At 61.6% G+C, this 15,939-nt stretch carries 21 protein-coding genes, 1 pseudogene and 1 riboswitch; of the genes and pseudogenes, 6 read left to right on the forward strand and 16 right to left on the reverse strand.

Features of this window, described 5'->3' with window-relative positions; all coding sequences use genetic code 11:
* Positions 1-94 precede the first annotated feature (94 nt).
* Complete coding sequence (locus CWE17_RS06375) at positions 95-925, forward strand: sigma-70 family RNA polymerase sigma factor (protein WP_131455509.1); 831 nt, start codon at positions 95-97, stop codon at positions 923-925.
* 48 nt (positions 926-973) lie between these two features.
* On the opposite strand, the gene CWE17_RS06380 is transcribed toward CWE17_RS06375, so the two are convergent.
* The 4 genes from CWE17_RS06380 to CWE17_RS06395 form a co-directional block, all read right to left on the reverse strand.
* Complete coding sequence (locus CWE17_RS06380) at positions 974-1,798, reverse strand: dehydrogenase (RefSeq protein ID WP_131455510.1); 825 nt, start codon at positions 1,796-1,798, stop codon at positions 974-976.
* Positions 1,799-1,853: 55 nt separating this feature from the next.
* Positions 1,854-2,633, reverse strand: coding sequence for a metal ABC transporter permease (locus CWE17_RS06385; RefSeq protein ID WP_236629567.1), 780 nt, complete (start codon positions 2,631-2,633; stop codon positions 1,854-1,856).
* A 1-nt stretch (position 2,634) separates the two neighbouring features.
* Positions 2,635-3,336 carry a metal ABC transporter ATP-binding protein gene (locus CWE17_RS06390; RefSeq protein ID WP_131455511.1) on the reverse strand — a complete coding sequence of 234 codons (702 nt, stop codon included), beginning with the start codon at positions 3,334-3,336 and terminating at the stop codon, positions 2,635-2,637.
* Positions 3,337-3,403: 67 nt separating this feature from the next.
* Complete coding sequence (locus tag CWE17_RS06395) at positions 3,404-3,745, reverse strand: c-type cytochrome (RefSeq protein WP_131455512.1); 342 nt, start codon at positions 3,743-3,745, stop codon at positions 3,404-3,406.
* An 88-nt stretch (positions 3,746-3,833) separates the two neighbouring features.
* On the opposite strand from CWE17_RS06395, the gene CWE17_RS06400 reads away from it, so the two are divergent.
* The 4 genes and pseudogenes from CWE17_RS06400 to CWE17_RS06415 all read left to right on the forward strand — a co-directional run.
* On the forward strand, positions 3,834-4,316 hold the full coding sequence (locus CWE17_RS06400; RefSeq protein ID WP_131455513.1) for a flavin reductase family protein: 483 nt from the start codon (positions 3,834-3,836) through the stop codon (positions 4,314-4,316).
* A gap of 97 nt (positions 4,317-4,413) precedes the next feature.
* Positions 4,414-5,298, forward strand: a complete 885-nt coding sequence (locus CWE17_RS06405; RefSeq protein WP_131455514.1) for a metal ABC transporter substrate-binding protein — start codon at positions 4,414-4,416, stop codon at positions 5,296-5,298.
* A 119-nt stretch (positions 5,299-5,417) separates the two neighbouring features.
* Complete coding sequence (locus CWE17_RS06410) at positions 5,418-6,353, forward strand: hypothetical protein (RefSeq protein ID WP_131455515.1); 936 nt, start codon at positions 5,418-5,420, stop codon at positions 6,351-6,353.
* A 52-nt stretch (positions 6,354-6,405) separates the two neighbouring features.
* Positions 6,406-6,555 (forward strand): annotated as a pseudogene (locus CWE17_RS06415) (cation:proton antiporter); the annotation flags it as partial.
* Here CWE17_RS06415 and CWE17_RS06420 read toward each other — a convergent pair.
* Genes CWE17_RS06420 through CWE17_RS06435 form a run of 4 tightly spaced genes read right to left on the reverse strand, consistent with a single transcriptional unit; the run spans position 6,552 to position 9,900 of the window.
* Complete coding sequence (locus CWE17_RS06420; protein ID WP_131455516.1) at positions 6,552-7,883, reverse strand: hypothetical protein; 1,332 nt, start codon at positions 7,881-7,883, stop codon at positions 6,552-6,554. The pseudogene CWE17_RS06415 and the gene CWE17_RS06420 sit on opposite strands and share 4 nt — an antisense overlap.
* Positions 7,880-8,563, reverse strand: a complete 684-nt coding sequence (locus CWE17_RS06425; protein WP_240789279.1) for a TIGR03943 family protein — start codon at positions 8,561-8,563, stop codon at positions 7,880-7,882. The genes CWE17_RS06420 and CWE17_RS06425 overlap by 4 nt, the downstream gene beginning before the upstream one ends.
* Positions 8,564-8,577: 14 nt before the next feature.
* Positions 8,578-9,540 carry a permease gene (locus tag CWE17_RS06430; RefSeq protein ID WP_131455518.1) on the reverse strand — a complete coding sequence of 321 codons (963 nt, stop codon included), beginning with the start codon at positions 9,538-9,540 and terminating at the stop codon, positions 8,578-8,580.
* 18 nt (positions 9,541-9,558) lie between these two features.
* Positions 9,559-9,900, reverse strand: coding sequence for a c-type cytochrome (locus CWE17_RS06435; RefSeq protein ID WP_131455613.1), 342 nt, complete (start codon positions 9,898-9,900; stop codon positions 9,559-9,561).
* 165 nt (positions 9,901-10,065) lie between these two features.
* Between CWE17_RS06435 and CWE17_RS06440 the strand changes: the two genes are divergently transcribed.
* Positions 10,066-10,536, forward strand: a complete 471-nt coding sequence (locus tag CWE17_RS06440; protein ID WP_131455519.1) for a hypothetical protein — start codon at positions 10,066-10,068, stop codon at positions 10,534-10,536.
* An 18-nt stretch (positions 10,537-10,554) separates the two neighbouring features.
* On the opposite strand, the gene CWE17_RS06445 is transcribed toward CWE17_RS06440, so the two are convergent.
* From CWE17_RS06445 to CWE17_RS06480, 8 genes are all read right to left on the reverse strand, one after another.
* Complete coding sequence (locus CWE17_RS06445) at positions 10,555-11,145, reverse strand: HupE/UreJ family protein (protein ID WP_131455520.1); 591 nt, start codon at positions 11,143-11,145, stop codon at positions 10,555-10,557.
* A 31-nt stretch (positions 11,146-11,176) separates the two neighbouring features.
* Entirely contained in the window at positions 11,177-11,812 is a 636-nt protein-coding gene (locus CWE17_RS06450) for a HupE/UreJ family protein (protein ID WP_370318281.1), read from the reverse strand.
* A gap of 7 nt (positions 11,813-11,819) precedes the next feature.
* Positions 11,820-11,971: riboswitch (cobalamin riboswitch) on the reverse strand.
* Positions 11,972-11,978: 7 nt separating this feature from the next.
* A complete protein-coding gene (locus CWE17_RS06455; RefSeq protein ID WP_131455522.1) occupies positions 11,979-12,290 on the reverse strand; it encodes a DUF3721 domain-containing protein in 312 nt (103 codons plus the stop codon).
* A gap of 50 nt (positions 12,291-12,340) precedes the next feature.
* Positions 12,341-13,189, reverse strand: coding sequence for a metal ABC transporter permease (locus CWE17_RS06460; protein WP_131455523.1), 849 nt, complete (start codon positions 13,187-13,189; stop codon positions 12,341-12,343).
* A gap of 3 nt (positions 13,190-13,192) precedes the next feature.
* Positions 13,193-13,450, reverse strand: a complete 258-nt coding sequence (locus tag CWE17_RS06465) for a hypothetical protein (RefSeq protein ID WP_131455524.1) — start codon at positions 13,448-13,450, stop codon at positions 13,193-13,195.
* Between the two features lie 81 nt (positions 13,451-13,531).
* On the reverse strand, positions 13,532-14,299 hold the full coding sequence (locus CWE17_RS06470) for a metal ABC transporter ATP-binding protein (protein ID WP_131455525.1): 768 nt from the start codon (positions 14,297-14,299) through the stop codon (positions 13,532-13,534).
* Positions 14,300-14,317: 18 nt separating this feature from the next.
* Positions 14,318-15,316, reverse strand: coding sequence for a metal ABC transporter substrate-binding protein (locus CWE17_RS06475; protein ID WP_131455614.1), 999 nt, complete (start codon positions 15,314-15,316; stop codon positions 14,318-14,320).
* A gap of 207 nt (positions 15,317-15,523) precedes the next feature.
* Entirely contained in the window at positions 15,524-15,817 is a 294-nt protein-coding gene (locus CWE17_RS06480) for a 2TM domain-containing protein (protein ID WP_240789280.1), read from the reverse strand.
* Positions 15,818-15,939 lie beyond the last annotated feature (122 nt).

Consider the following 15,939-nt stretch of genomic DNA (forward strand, 5'->3'; position numbering starts at 1 on the left):
CTGAAGACGAGACAACAACTGCTCCAGATCCGCTGCAGTCCGAACAGATCGAGGGAATCCCCCTAAGACCTGCGCATCCGACAAAAGCCGACCGATGCGCGACGGTGCCGTGACGATGATTCTCAATAGTGCTGGTCGCCAACCGATCCCGACACGGGCTGAGCAGCTGCATCTCGCCCGGCTGATCCAGCAGGGTGAAGCAGCAGATGCCACCCCGAAGCAACGCAAGGCCGGACAACGCGCACGCCAGCGGTTGGTGATCGGCAACATGCGTCTGGCCGTGGCGGTCGCCCGTCGATTGATGCCACGACTCAAAAGTGGTGCCAGCCTGGAATTCGCCGATCTAATCCAAGAGGCAATCATCGGCCTGAATACAGCAGCGCTCCGCTTCGATCCCGAGCGGGGTTGCAGTTTCAGCACCTACGCCGTCTGGTGGTGCCGACAATCGGTGCAGCGACTGATTCAAGTGCAAGCGTCAACGATTCGAATTCCAGCCCATGTGCAGGACATGGAGCGGCGCTGGAACTTCCGACCACCAACACAGAACCTGGAGCAGTTCTGCCAGGAATGGCAAACCAATCCGGCGAGCATGGAAATGATCCTGATGGTGGTGAATCAAGCACGCACTCGCAGTTTCGATGGTCCACACCATCCCCAAGACGCGGAGAGTGGCCTGAATCTGTCCGAACAGATTGGTGGTACGAGTGACGATCCCCTCGAGCAGATCGATCGCCGCCTGATGCTGGATCGCCTGCAAGCGGCGATGCCGGAGGAACTAGCCCTCCTGGAGCGCCACGTGGTGAAACGAGACAGCACGAAAGAGCTGGCCAAAGAACGCTCCATCAGTGCCACCGCCATGGGCCGTCAACTCCAACGGGCACGTCAACGCTTGCGCACGGTGTTGGAACGGGACACGGGCCATTAACGCTGTCTTGCCGAGGATCATTCGGCAATCAGTCCGTTCGCGTCCGGATCATGAACGCGAGGGATCAGCAGCAGTTGCGTCAGCGGTTGGACTGAGTGCTGGGGTTGCCAAACCTTCACGGAGAGCCTTCACCACACGGCTGGCGATCTGCTCAAGGGTGGGCTGCCGGCGAGACGGATCCCGCAGGCTTGCTTCCAGCACGCCTTCAAGTTGGCCGATCTCGAGCATCGAGATCCCCCGGCGGGGTGCACCGAGGATGCCGCGATAGTGGTAGGGATAGGCCCCAAATTCCTTCGCCAGCGCCTCATCCAGCACGGAAAAGCCAAAGGCCACAGCTGGAATCACTCCAGGCCCCACCCCATGGGGCGCGTAAGCGTCGTAGTGAATCTCCAAGACGTAGCCACCACGCGATGCATGGTCGTAGCCGACAGCCCAATTGGTGCGGGGATCCTGCTCGTTGCGAATCGTGCGCACGCCGGGATCATAGAAGCGGATGTTGAGGCCCTGCCGCTGGCCTTCTGCCACCACCGCCTTGGCCGTGAGCAGATTCCAATACAGCTCATCGGTGATCCCCGCTTGCATCGGCGCCGCTCCACCAAGATCCACCGCCCGCCCGGGAGTTCCCGAGCCATGCATCCGCTGGGAGTCGGCATGGCCGGCCATGACCAGGATCGGCATTTGCTTGCTGGGAACCACCGTGCCGACCCAGTTTTTGCCACGCCCGACAGCTGCGGGCATCGGCGGAACCCTCGGCACCAAGCGCTGAGGCTGCGGCGCTGGAGCACCCATGCTCTCAAGAATGTCCATCAGACCGGCCTGAACAGGGCTGATGGCGCCGAGAGCACCAGCCAACAGCAGGGCGATGGGACGCATGGGAATCATGCATGAGTGCCCCATCGTGCCGTGACGCCGTTCTTTCGTCACCTCTTTAAGTGCGTTCTCCGCGCATGCCCGGCACGCAGAGCAGCAGGAGACAGACCACACCGATCAGAGGACCGGGTGGAAGATTGAGGGGAATGGCAAGCAGAAAGCCCCCGGCACTGAGAGCCAAACCCACCAGGGAGGCCGCACAAATGGCCGCCCTCAAACTGGAGGCACGACGAAGACCCGGCAGCACCGGGGCACACAGCAGCCCAATCACGAGAATCACCCCCACAGCTGCCATCGCGCTGACAATCACTAAGGCCGTGACCAGCGCCATCGCCAGGCGCAGCACCCGCACCGGCAAACCAGAAGCCGCTGCACCTTCGGAATCGACCCCCAGATACACCAGCTGGGAGTAACGCCCCATCACCAGCGCACCCAGAGCAGAGGCTGCGACCAGAACCCTGACCAGATCCCACCAGGTCACGGTCAGCAGATCTCCGAACAGCAACGCGTCGAGATCAAGACGCAGATTCAGAAGCGGAATCAGCAGCACCCCCAGACCCAAAAAGCCAGCGAGCACGGTGTTCACCACCGCATCGTGATTGGCAATCCTTCCCCGTTGCAGGCGCTCCGCCAGCAGCGAACCAAGCAGGCCACTGATCACCCCCCCGATCGCTGGGTCAATCCCAAAAGCCACCGCCACAGCAAGCCCTGGAAGCACGGCATGGGAGATCAGGTTGGCCTGCAACTCCCGCCGTTGTGTGACCAGCAGGGTTCCTGCCGCAGGGCAGAGAACACCGATCAACAGTGTCATCAACAGGGGCAGGAACCAAATCTCCATCTCAGCCGCAGCAGTGATTACCGGGATCCACAAGCCCGCTGAGGGAGCGACGCACCGCGGCAGGGGAACCATCGGCGAGAACCCTGCCCTGCAGCACAATCACCCGGTCATAGAGGTCGAGCGCTTCCCCCCAGTCATGGCTGCTCACCAAAAGAGTGTGACCGGCGGATACGAGCTGGCGCATCAATCGCAGCAACTGATCCCTTGAGGGTGGATCGATCGCAGAACAGGGTTCATCGAGCAGCAACACCGTGGAGGGCTGTACCAGGGCACGGGCCAGGAGGGCACGTTGCTGTTGACCGCCGGACAGGGCATCCAGACGCCGTGAGGCCAGTGCCGACAATCCAACCCGCTGCAGGGCGGCCTCACGCTCACAACAGGCCCGAGCTGGCGAGCGCAGGGCGCCGAGAGCGACAAACTCGCGCACCGTGATCGGGAAGGACCAATCGATGCGGCTGCGCTGAGGCATAAGGACAACCCGCTCTCGGCAGTCCACGATCGGAACGCCTTCGCAGTGCACGGATCCGGACCGAGCGGCGAGCTCTCCCTGCAGCACCTGCAAGAGGGTGGACTTACCGGCGCCATTGGCACCAACCAAAGCCGTCAGGGTTCCCGCCTGAAGCTTGAGGGACACGTCCTGAAGGACAACCTGCGATCCGTAGCTGACAACAAGGTCCTTTGCGACCAGTACTGCTTCAGACACGCCGGAATGCAACCGACTTCAATGGTATGAGAGCCCAGTGGAACAACCACAGGGCTCTCGAGAGTGGTCAGCTCCAGCCGTTGCCAGCCTGTTGATCGACGTAGGCCGCCACATCAGCGATATCAGTCTCACTGAGCTTGCCACCAAACGCAGGCATGGCGTTCTTGCCGTTGGTCACCTGATAGGCAATGGCGCTCTCATGGCCACTGCCGTAGTTGGCGAGATAGGCATCCAAATCAGCCTGTTGAAGAGTGCGCTGACCGTTCACCACGTTGCCACCACCGATGTGGCAGGCGGCGCAATTGGCGGAGAAGATCTGAGCACCGTGGGCAGCATCAGCTGCGAAGGTCGCAATCGGGGAGAGCAGACCGATCAACAGGGCGAAAACAGCACCAACAAGAATGCGCATGATCAATCAAAAATCGAGCCAATACTGCAGCCTTAAGGCCCACCCTGCGCAGGGAGCCAGGATGGTGTGATCAATCGTCACTCCCACGATGCCCCTCGACGCCGACGCCAAGAAAACCCTGCTGCGCAAGATCCCCCACGGACTGTTCATCTGCGGCGTCGCCGAGGGCGACACGATCAATGGCTTCACGGCCAGCTGGGTCACCCAGGGCTCATTCGAGCCGCCGCTCGTTGTGATGGCAGTGCGAGCCGACAGCACCAGCAACGGCATGATTCAACGCACGGGACGGTTCTCCCTCAACGTGCTCGCGGCCAACCAAAAAGACCTGGCGGCTGTGTTTTTCAAGCCTCAGCAAGGGGTGGGTGGTCGCTTCGAAGCCGCAGCGTTCAGCCTGGGGGAGCTGGGTCTGCCGATCCTCAGTGATGCCCTTGGCGCGGTGGAGTGCGAGCTGGTGGGTCAAGTGGCCCATGGCGACCACACCGTCTTCGTCGGCGAGGTCAAAACAGCCATGCTTCACCGCGATGGCGAGGCTCTGGAACTCAGCAGCACCGGCTGGAACTACGGCGGCTGAGCGGGTTCAACGCTCGCCGGTCGCCCGCACCAAGCCCATCCAAAGCGCCATGCAGTGAGAACGATTATCATTTCGCAGACCGACAGTCTGACTTGCTGTGGCTCTTTCTGTTCTTTCGGGCCTGCTGCTCGCCTCGGCGCCAATCACCCCAATCGTGGTGGCGGCTGACGGGGTGCTGTGCGACATCACCCGCACCCTGGCCGGCAAGTCCGCGAAGGTGGAGTGCTTAATCCCCCCAGGCGCTGACCCTCACACCCTGGCCCTTCGCCCAACGGATCGGCGAGCGCTCCAACAGGCCCGCCTGGTCCTGATCAACGGATACAACCTCACACCAGCACTGAAGCGGATCGCAACCAGCGCTCCTGTGGTTGCCGTTGCCGAACGGGCCGTTCCAAAGGCCAGCACCGCTGATCCCCACGTGTGGCACGACCCCAACCAGGCCAGTGCCATGGTTGCCACTGGCGCCCAAGCCTTGACCCCGATCGTTAGCCCCCAGGAGCGCGCGGCCCTCAACCGCCGACGCGTGGCGATGACCAGCGTGCTCCAGGCACTTCAGCAATGGACGGGTCGTCAGATCGAAAGCGTTCCCAAACCCCAGCGGGTGCTGGTGACGGAGCACCGTGCCTTCTCCGCCTTTGGCCGCCGCTATGGGGTCAGAGAACTTCCAGTGATCGACTCGTATGCCACCGGCGGCATTCTTCGACCCGCCAGCCTGCGGGCGATCACGGAGGCGATTCGGCAATCAGGCAGCAAAGCCATCTTTGCCGAAGCACTTCCGCCCTCTAAAACACTGCGTCGCATCAGCCGAAGCAGCGGTCTACCGATCGCCAAACAAGCACTGTTTGCCGATGGACAGGCCCCTGGGAAAAGTCTCATCCAGACGGCAACAAGCAACGTCTGCACGTTTGTGCTCGCCCAGGGCGGTCGCTGCAATCAGCAGGCTGCAGCAGAACTGCAAACACGCTGGGCTGCCATTCGCTGAGCGTTTTCCACATCTCAATCACCAGTTTTATGACCATGAGATCCCTACAACAATGCAGCCTAAAAGCAGCCTCCGCCCTCGTGGCACTTCTTGGAGGGACTGGCTTGTGTCATCCAGTCATGGCCCACGGTGGAGCAGGAGGAGATGAGCCACTGGCCGCTGGCGAATTCCGATCAATTCCAACAATTACAATCGAAGGACATGGTGGTTTTGAAAACAATTTAGAAGGACAGCCGCAGCACTATGCGATCGACGGCATGTTCGGCGTTGTTCTTGAGTGGGGACTAGCAAACAAAGGCAGTTTTGCCATTGAGGCACAACTTGGACCGACCTTTGTTTGGGGAGAAGCTGAACATTTTTACGGACGCGTGCATGTTGAATCCGAAAGCCATGCTCACGAAGAACATGCGTCAGAACACAAACATGACGACCATGAAGAGCACGCGTCAGAACACGAACATGACGACCATGACAATCACGCTCATGCCCATGGATCAGGCGCACCTTTTCGTCGAACTGATATCAAGGGATTTGTCCAGGCGCGTTATCAGCCCAATGATCGCCTGGCGTTGTCGGTGGCCTGGGAGCCTTATTACGTCACGGGTGCTGAAGGAGAAGATTTTGGCATTGGCCTGAAGAATGAACTTGGCGCTGAAGTGGTCTATGCCTTCGGCGATGGTGATGTGAACTTTGCTCTAGGCGATGGCCTCGAGTCTGTCATTGACGGTGTATTTGTTTCAGTCGAAAATAGAAGTGGCTGGGAATCTGATGGCACCTTTATTGGCAATTACACCGATCCATGGCTTGGCTTTGGTTTTAACATTGATCTGCTCAATATCACCTTTTCTGGTGGTCCGCGCTTTTACACGCCTGGAAGTTATTCCGGCTTGTCACAGCGTACCGACTGGGGTGGAGAGATCGAGTTGGAATATCCCATTGCAGACAATGTGGTGCTGTTTGCCCACTGGGAACCCGTCTACACCACGGAAGGCGGCCAGGGCTGGGGCGTTGGCTGGCAGCACCATGTCGGAACAGGGCTCAGCTTGTTGTTCTAAGGACAGCCTGGTTCATGTCGCTGTGCCATTGGTTGCCCGGCCCTGTCACTTTCTGGCTGGGCTCGAGCTGCCCCAGGGGCGTTTCGGAGCCCTGCTCAGCGGCGGCTGGATCCCGCTGCTCAACGCCCTGGTGGCCATCAAGGTCACCCTCGGCTCCTGGGCAATGATCCAGCGACTGGTCAGGCATCGCGGCTTGCCTTAGGGCAGCCAGCGGGCAAGCGCCACCGGTTGATCGAGCACAGTGAGCTGGAGCCCCGCAAGGCTGATCAAGGCCGGTTGAGCCACCCCCTCCACTCCCTTGCGCAGGGTGAGCAACAGCTGTTGCCCCAACGGATCAAAACCGAGGGATGTTCCGCTCTCCAGCGACCACGGAGCCAGGGAACGCCGGCCCGTCACTTGGCCCTGCTGATCGAGCTGCAGCAAGGTATCCGAACTCATCACGCCCCCTTCTCGCAGCACCATCCAGATGCGTGTGCCCATCGCATCACAACTGGCCGCCATCACCGCTTGCTCCCCCAACCAGAGCTGGCGGGGAGCCTGAGACGGAATCACCAACTCCAGGGAACGCCGGTAGTCGGGCCAGTGACGCACTAACACCGCCCGTCTGGCCCCACTGCAGAAGGCGCGCAGATCCCTGCTGCCTGGCAGGAGCTGCTGCCGCCGCTCCGTGCCACCATCCGCCGACAGCAACGCCTCCAACGAAGCCAGGGCAAGACCGTTGTCGGTCGGGAGGACCACGGCCCCACCACTCGGCAGGAGCTGCATCGTGCCCGACGGTTTGACATCGAGCAATCGACGACGACCCTTCCGTTCCAACAGAGTGATCTGATCACTGCCAGGCTCTTGACCACCGGTCTGAATGAGTAGATCTCCCTGACGGTCGGCGCTCAGGTGCACAAACATCTGGGCAGGGGCTGTGAGCGGAAATGCCTGCTCCCGCTCCGGAAACGACGGACGCTTCAGGGCCGGCACCAATGCGCGGGACTTCAACCGTTGCAACCAACCTCGCTGATAGCCCTGAGCATCAGCACTGACATAGGCCACGCCAGCGCCTTGGCCAATGGGCTCCACCTGCAGGATGCGCGGATGCAAGCCGCTGAGGGGCACCCAGGTGCCGTCATGGCGACGCAACCGCAGTTGTTCCCCCTGGGGCGTGCGGGCCACCACCAGCAGATGGGGGCGTGGATCCCACCACCACGTCGTTTTGCGCAGGGGAAGACCGCGGTTGTCTTCACCGCCCAACTCGAGCAGCAAGGGTTGACGCAGCGGCTGCTTCAGATCAAGCAGCAACCGGAACAACCGTTGCTCTCCCTGAAAGCGATGGGGGCGATCGGGCTGCATCCGACTGCGCTGCACAACAGACGTCATGCGCATCGGACGACTGAACCGCAGGTCGAGCGCAGCGGCAGCGGAATGCACCGGCGCCGGTGCGATGCTCTCGAGATGAGGCGGTTGACGCAGCAGGATCTGCTGCTGGACGATCGCCAACCCGCCGGAAGCGATCAGCAGCAGGAACAGCGCCTGCCTCATGGCTCGAGGGGCCGGTCCGGTCGCGGGATCGGCTTGATCCTCTCCGGCACCACCACCGGTCTCTGTCGACCTTCCACGTTCTTCACCGTCATGGTGCCTTCAATTTCCAGCCACTGATTCACCGCTGGCGCCACCCCACCGGGCCAGGCCACATCCAAGCCGGCTGGTGTGGCATCAGCAAGACAACAGCGCACCAGCAAACGCGCCAGCTGGGGCGGCTCCCCGGCACGCTCCAGAACGAATCCACTGATCCGCACCGGTGACCCATCATGCAGAGCGGGATCAGGCTGACTGCGCAGCAAGCGCACCCACTCGGTGAGGCTGCGTTGCTCAGGGGGCAGATGGAACATCAGGGACGGGCCCTCGGGCAGCGCCGTAGGCCGGGTGGCCGCCAGGTCACTGAAGGAGGGTGCCGGTGGAAAGGCCAGCACCGCAGCTGCCGCCCCAGCGCTCAACAACCAGTGCCAGGGCACAACTCCACTCGCTCGCGAGCGCAGGGCCTGAGGTCGGCGCCGCCGCCCGATGGGCAGCCACCAGAGAACGGCAAGGGCGAGCAACAGAGCGCCGGCAAGGTTGACCAGAGGGTGAAACGCCTCCCTGAGGAGTAGAGAGAGACGACCGGACCAACCGCTCCAAAGCAACAGCCACCCCCAGAGCGCCAAAAGCAGTGAAGGAGCCATCGCTGCCACCCCCCTCACAAAAGCAGCAGATTGACCCATTGCCCCATCAAAAGCACGACCATCGCAGCCGCCAATGCCGTCATTGCAATCGCCCGGGGCTTGAGCACCACCGTGAACAATCCAGCGAGCTTGAGATCCACCACCGGACCGAGAAGCAGAAAGGCGAGCAGGGCCCCAGGCGTGACCTGGGCCGCGAATCCCAAGGCCAGAAAAGCATCGACACTGGAGCACACCGAAATCACGACCGCCATCACCATCAGGGCGAAGATCGAGAGCGTCGGCGCTTCCCCAACCGCCAGCAGCCAGCTTCTGGGCAGGAAGGTCTGCACGCTGGCAGCGATCGCGCAACCCACAATCAACAAGGTGAGCAGATCAAGGAACTCACGGCTGCTGTGAGCTAACAACTCGCCAGGATCCAGCTGAGTCGGTGCCGGCGATGGCAGCGGCGCTTCGCGGACGTGAACACCAACCAAGCCACTGCGGCGCTCTAGCAGGCCGACCTGCGCAAGAGGCTGCGTCATCCGCCTCTCCTCAAGCAGGGCCTCGGCTAGCAGATCGTGCTCGGGCACCGGCCGCAACACGAAGGTGAGCGCCATCGCGATCAGGAAGGCACCACAGGGCCTGGCGATCAGGAGCCATGGTTGGTCTGGAAACGCCGCCCAGGTGCTGGCGATCACGATCGGATTCAGCACCGGGGCAGCAAACAAAAAACCGAAGCCGGTGCCCAAGGGTGCACCGCTAGCGATCAACCGCCTGGCGACAGGAACATTGCCGCATTCACACGCCGGCAGAGCAAACCCCATCAGGGCTCCCACCACTGGCGCCAGCAGGGGGTTGCGGGGCAGCAAGCGGATCCAACCGGTCTGAGGCAACAACCAGCGGGCTAGAGCAGAAATAGCGACGCCTAACAATAAAAACGGCAAAGCTTCCAGCAACAAGCCCTGAAAGATCGCCCAGGCGGTGGACAGAGCGACCATCAGGCCGCCTCATCGAACTCAGCTCCAGCCGTTGCTCGCCTGCTCCTCCACATAGGCCGCGACATCGGAGATCTGATTCTCTGTGAGCGTATCGATGAAGGCGGGCATCGCGTTGCGGCCGTAGGTCACCTGGGCAACGATGGCGCTCTCATGACCATTGGAGTATTGGGCCAGGTAGCTCTGGAGATCCGCCTGTTTCAAGGTGCGCTCGCCGTTGACGATGTTGCCGCCGCCGGCATGACAGGCGGCACAGTTGGCGGAAAACACCTTGGCCCCCAGGGCGGAATCCGCCGCTGAGGCGCTCAGGGGAGCAAACAAACCGATGCAGAGAGCAAGGACAAAGGAGAGAAGGAGACGCATGAGCAGCCCAGTGACGATGTCGACAATGTTGGCTCTGTTGCCGAGCCGCTCCAAGCAAAAGTCGAACGATGGCATCGATTTGTCACCAAGCCGACATCACACCCTGCAGACAGAGCGGTTGGCTCTCCTTAAGGTCCAGAGATGAACTGCCATGCGAACCGATCCATGGGTCGACGCTGCCTGCACCTGCTGATCGGGATGGTTTGCACGCTGATGCTCTGGCTGCAGCCGGCCGCAGCCAACGCCTGCGTGCCGGGCCTCGATTGGGGAATGGAACGCTCCCACCTGGAAGAGCGACTGGGAGTTGCGCTCACAGAGGCGAGTGATCGCACGCTTGAGGCCCATGGTTTGACCATCGGAGCGATTCCCGTCAAGCGCCTGCGTCTCCAGCTAGGTGATCAAGGGCTCAAGCAGCTCGCCTATGAGCTGGAGCCGGATGCCATGACGGAAGTGCTGGCTGGCCTGCGCTCCCGCTATGGAGCCCCGGTCAGCACCACCGTGGACACGGAAGGGAAGGCACTACAACAGGCGTGGGTCTGGAACACTGGCACCGACTGCATCACGGCGGTGCGAGCAGGAGACGATGCCTTCCTGCTCAGCTACCGGCCGAGTCGACTCAATCCAGCCCTGCTCTGACCTTGCTCTTCAACGCGATCAGGCGCTGATCACCACCGGCAACAGCAGCAAGCCACCGCCGAGAACCACAAACATCGCACCGGCGCGACGCAGAAGAGGAGCGGAAACGCGTTGCATCAACACGGTGGTGACACCCACCACCAGGGCTGATGCGAGCAGGGCACCCGCCCACCAGAGCAGGCTGCCCTGATCACGGGGGGCTTCCAAGCCATGGAGCATGGCGTGGATCGCGATGCCACCAGAAACCAACGGACCCGCCACGTCCGCAAGACGGGCGGGCGCCAAAAGCACCAGCCCCACCGCAGCGATCGCCAGGGAGGCGAGGATTTCAGCGGCAGGAACCGCTAAACCACCAAACCCGACCACGGCACCCAGCAGGGCACCAACCAGGGCCCAGAGCACAAGGCGCGTGGAGAGGGCAGCAGCAACGGTGCCGACCGCCACCAGCATGACCAGGTGATCGAGTCCCAGCAGCGGGTGAGCGACACCGGCGATCAGACCACCGGAGGCTTCGCCGTGGGCCTGGGCAGAGGGAGACGCAACCAGGGAGACCAGGGCGGCGGTCAGTCCGACCGGCAGGAGCAGGCGGCGCTTATTGAGAAGAACCATGGGAGAAGCAGACGAAAACAACGCGGTCACGTCAGGCCACGAGGGCCGTCCAGGCAAAAGCGGCACCGATGCCAATCCAGATGCCGGCAGCCAGACGTCGACCGTTCTCTCCGATGGCGGCGATCCAGCGCCTCGAGCCGAGGCAAACGGCGAGCAGCAACGCAGCCTGCCCCAGAAACAGGCCGAAGAAATAGGCGAACAGCGGTGTGGCCTCAGCACCCACGACCATGCCCCCGAGCAGATAACCGTGACAACCCATCACGGGCAGGAGCAAAACGCTGGGCAGGCAGCCAAGGGCGATCAGTCCTTCGAGGGCAAGGCTGAGTGCCACCAGTGCTTCCGCCATCGGCTGCAGATTGCTGGCGAGAGGCAGGGCCAGAGAAAGCGAAGCCCCCAAGAGACCCATGGCCAGCAGAGGCAGCACCCAGGCCACAGGACGCCGGAGTCCGATGAAGCCGATCGCCAGCAGGAAGAGCAGATGGTCGGGACCCAGCAAGGGGTGACCGATACCGCTCATCAGTCCCTGCCAGGCATTGAGATCGGACCCCTCAGGCATGCCAAAGGGATGATGGGCGAGAGCAGGGGCAGCCAAGCTCAATAGCAACAGGGCACTGCCCCCGATCAGACCGATACCGCGGGAGGCACCGGAGAAGCGGGAAAGGTTCAAGTCGATCCTCGTCGATGGAAACCCCGGCGGGCGTTCTGACTGCCATCAGGGCCGGAGCTCCGATGGTTCACAGCTGCGGGACAGCGATGGATTGACACCATCTTTCCCCGTTACCTCCGGTGGCTGATCCCCACCGGAACCGAGACACCCTGTTCTAGCTCAAGGCTCAATGGGCGGAATGGGCAGCACCGCCATGATTGTGTCCACTGCAGGGCATCCACTTGCTCCCCATGGCGTGAGCCCCCTTGCAGTTGAACAGAGGAGCGGCGGCCTCTGCTTCTGCCTTGGTGTCGTAAAGGGCCTTAAGCGGCTGCTTAGGGGTGGTGGATGGCTTCGCCGCTGGAGCTTCACCAGCGCTGATCATGGTGCCGGTGTGGTCATCGCCAGGCACGTGATGGGCACGGACCGCAAGGGAACTGAGCAGGAGACCACCACCGAGCAGCAAAGTCAGAGATGAACGACGCAGGACAGAGACCATGGGAACGCGCAGACAGAGCTGATGGAGCTCATTCTGAAGGCCGGTGGCGCCTATGGACTATTGCCGGACACCCCAGCACGCTGACGAAGGATTCCATGGGCTGGGGCAAACAGGAAGGCGACAAGAAACAGGCCGGTCTGAACCAGAACAATGCATCCAGCCGTTGAACTGTCGCTCCAGTAGCTCAGAAACACACCCGCCAAACTCGAGAGCACACTGCTGCCCACCGCCAACCAGGTCATGCGGTCGAAGCGATCCGTGAGTAGATAAGCCGTCGCTCCAGGGGTCACGAGCATGGCCACCACAAGGATGATGCCAACGGTCTGTAAGCCGGCCACAGCTGCCAACGACAGGATCGAGAGCAGCAGGTAGTGCAGCAAGCCCGTGTTGATCCCGATTGAGCGGGCATGGGTGGGATCGAAACAGAACAGCAGCAGATCCCGTCGCAAGAGCAGCAGGACCGCGCAGACCACGGACGAGATGAGCAGGGTCTGCTGAATGTCAGCGGCAGAGATGCCGAGCACGTTGCCGAAAAGAATGTGGGTGAGGTCGATATTGCTGCGGGTCTTGGACACGAGCACCAGCCCAAGCGCAAAGAAACCGGTGAAGACAAGACCGATCACCGTGTCTTCCTTGATGCGTGACTTCTGTTTCACGAACCCGATCGCGGCCACGGAGCCCACGCCAAACACGAACGCCCCTAGGGAGAAGGGAAGTCCGAGCGCGTAGGCGAGCACCACCCCAGGCAGCACCGCATGGGAGACGGCATCACCCATCAGTGCCCAACCCTTCAGGGTCATGTAACAGGAGAGCAGACCGCAGACGGCACCGACGAGGGCACTCACCAGCAGAGCCCGCACCATGAAGTCATGACGAAGGGGTTCCAGCAACCAATCCATCAATCAGAAGATCCCGAGCGTCTTCTTCTTGCAATAACCGGCTCCGATGTTCATCCAACCGGATGGGCAAGCTTGGCCGTTGGTCGGCGTGACCTCGTAGTAAACCGGTGAAACGCAGGTGCTGCCAAGGGTGTTGACATAACCAAGGGGGCACTGGTCATGGCCAGGCGCTTTGGGGATTTCTTTTTGAGCCAGAGCGGGCCCCGCCGGGATCAAGGTCAGTGCTACGCCAATGGGCAGGCCAAGTTGAGGAAGGCGCATGACGGAAGCTCACTGTTCGATGAGATCGCAAGAACCCTAAACCGATCCGACCGCTGCAAAAAACAGCACGCATGCCGGTGATCAGTCGTCAGGAAGCGTCTCCGAACTATTCCCTGTCAGCAGATCCGGGGGGAGCCCGCCGAAGGCAAGGGACAGGTTCTCCGGAGTGAACACCTCCGAGGTCTCGCCATAGGCCAGCACGGTCTTGTTGATCAGCACCACCAGATCACAGAAGTCGCGGACATGGCTGAGGTCATGGGTGGAGATCAGGATGGTGCGCCCCTCGCGGCGGAACTGAAGAAACAGCTCCGCCATCAGCTTCTCGGTGCGGACATCCACCCCGTTGAAGGGCTCATCAAGTAACAGCACCGAGGCCCCCTGGGCGATGGCCCGGGCCAAAAACGCACGCTTGCGCTGACCACCAGAGAGGGCACCGATCGGCCGGTGGCGCAGATCGAGCAAGTCAACCCGGCTCAGGGCCTCACGCACCGCCACCCGATCGGCCTGGCTGGGAATGCGCAGCAGGTTCATGGCGCCATAACGGCCCATCATCACCACATCCCACACCGACACGGGGAAGGCACAGTCGACCCCCTCGCTCTGGGGCACGTAGGCCACCGCCTGCTCCCGCTGGGCTTCGCTCACCCTCAGGCCATTGATCCGGATCCGCCCCCGACTCGGCCGCAGAAAACCCGTCAGCGCCTTGAACAGGGTGGATTTACCCGCACCATTCATGCCCACGAGGCCGCAAATGCAGCCAGGGGGCAAATGCAGCGATGCGTCAAAGAGAGCAACGTTGCCGTTGTATTCCACGCAGAGCTGGTCGGCGTCGATGCGATTGGAACCCACCGGTAGGCCCCCTACCTCTCAAGGGTCCATCTTGGCAGGATTCAGTCCTTCGATTAGCAGTCTCACGTTGTGGCGTTGCAGATCGATCAGGCTGCCGGCAGGGCCATCGGGCTCGGAGAGTGAATCCACATAAAAGCTGCCACCAAAACGGGCTCCGCTGGCCCGGGCCACCTCCCGTTGAGCCTTATCGCTCACGGTGGTTTCACAGAACACTGCCGGCACCTGCCGCGCACGCACGGTCTCGATCAACTGCACCATGCGACGGGGGGTGATCTGACTCTCGGCATTGACGGGCCATAGGTAGGCTTCTTCGAGGCCATAGTCGCGGGCGAGGTAGCTGAACGCACCCTCACAGGTGACCAAAACCCGTTGATGGGCGGGAATCCCGGCCAGGGCCTGACCGAGCTCTTGATCCAGTGCTTGCAGGCGTTGCTTGTAGGCCGCTCCGTTCTGCTGAAACGTGGAGCGTCCAGCGGGATCGAGGTTGCTGAAAGCCTCCACCAGGCGATCCACATACACCTGGGCTCGCTTCGGTGACATCCAGGCATGGGGGTTGGGCTTGCCCGCGTAGGCATCCGCCTCGATGAGGATCGGCTCCATCCCTTTGGACAGCGTCACGGTGGGCACATCTCCCGCCGCAGCGATGTAGCGCTGGGCCCAGCGCTCGAGGCCGAGTCCATTCTCCACGATCAGATCGGCCCTGGAGGCCCGCTCGATGTCGCTGGGAGTGGGCTCATAGCCATGGATCTCGGCGCCGATCCGAGTAATGGACTGCACATCCAGTCGATCCCCTGCAACCTGTCGAGCCAGATCGGCCAGCACGGTGAAGGTGGTGAGCACCCGGGGGCGACGTGCAAGGCCATCCGGCTGCCGCCTCAGGTCCGCCCTGCGATCAGGAGAGCACGCCGACAACAAAGCAACACCGAGGAGACCAACCGCCAAGCAAGAGGCAAAACGGCACGTTGTTAACGCAAATTTGTAACGCAAGCGTGTCACCGAAGCCTCCGCCGCCTCCATCTTGGGCGCATCCATTGAATCAACGCTAAAGAAGGTGCTACCGGCGAATCGTTCCTTACTTGCTTGCAACGATGAACAGCGAATCCCAGATTTGGCCGGTGGTGATGGTGTCAGCCTCCATCGTGCTTCTGCTGATGATCCTGTCCCTCACCAGCACCGGCACCGGAGAGGTGGTGGGCGTGGGCTGAAGCTCCATCGCCCTATCCGTCAGGAGCGCTCCATCTCCCGAGCAATCTCCTCTTCGCTGAACTCCCGATCTGGATGACTGGCACTCCATCCCTGGATCAACAGCGAGATCCCCCAAAAAGCGATGGGATAAATCGGCCAGAAAGATCCACGACCGCTGCCCAGCCAAACGAGCACAAGGATGGCGTTGACGATCACATAGAGACGCAGCTGGTGTTTGAGACTGCGCTTTCGTCGCAGCGCCTGAAGAGCGCGCTGACGAGCCGCTTCATCAACCATCGAGTTCCATGAGGACACATCGATAGTGATAGCCATACAAATCGAAATCGAGCATCGAGCCAAAAAAAAGCTCCACCAACGGCAGAGCTCCAGGAGACGCATTCACCAACAGGAGCATCGCTGAGCTTCGCCATCAGAGACGTAGCAATGGCTGCCAA

Origin of the sequence: Synechococcus sp. BS56D, from assembly GCF_004332405.1 — a bacterium.
GTDB lineage: Bacteria > Cyanobacteriota > Cyanobacteriia > PCC-6307 > Cyanobiaceae > Synechococcus_C.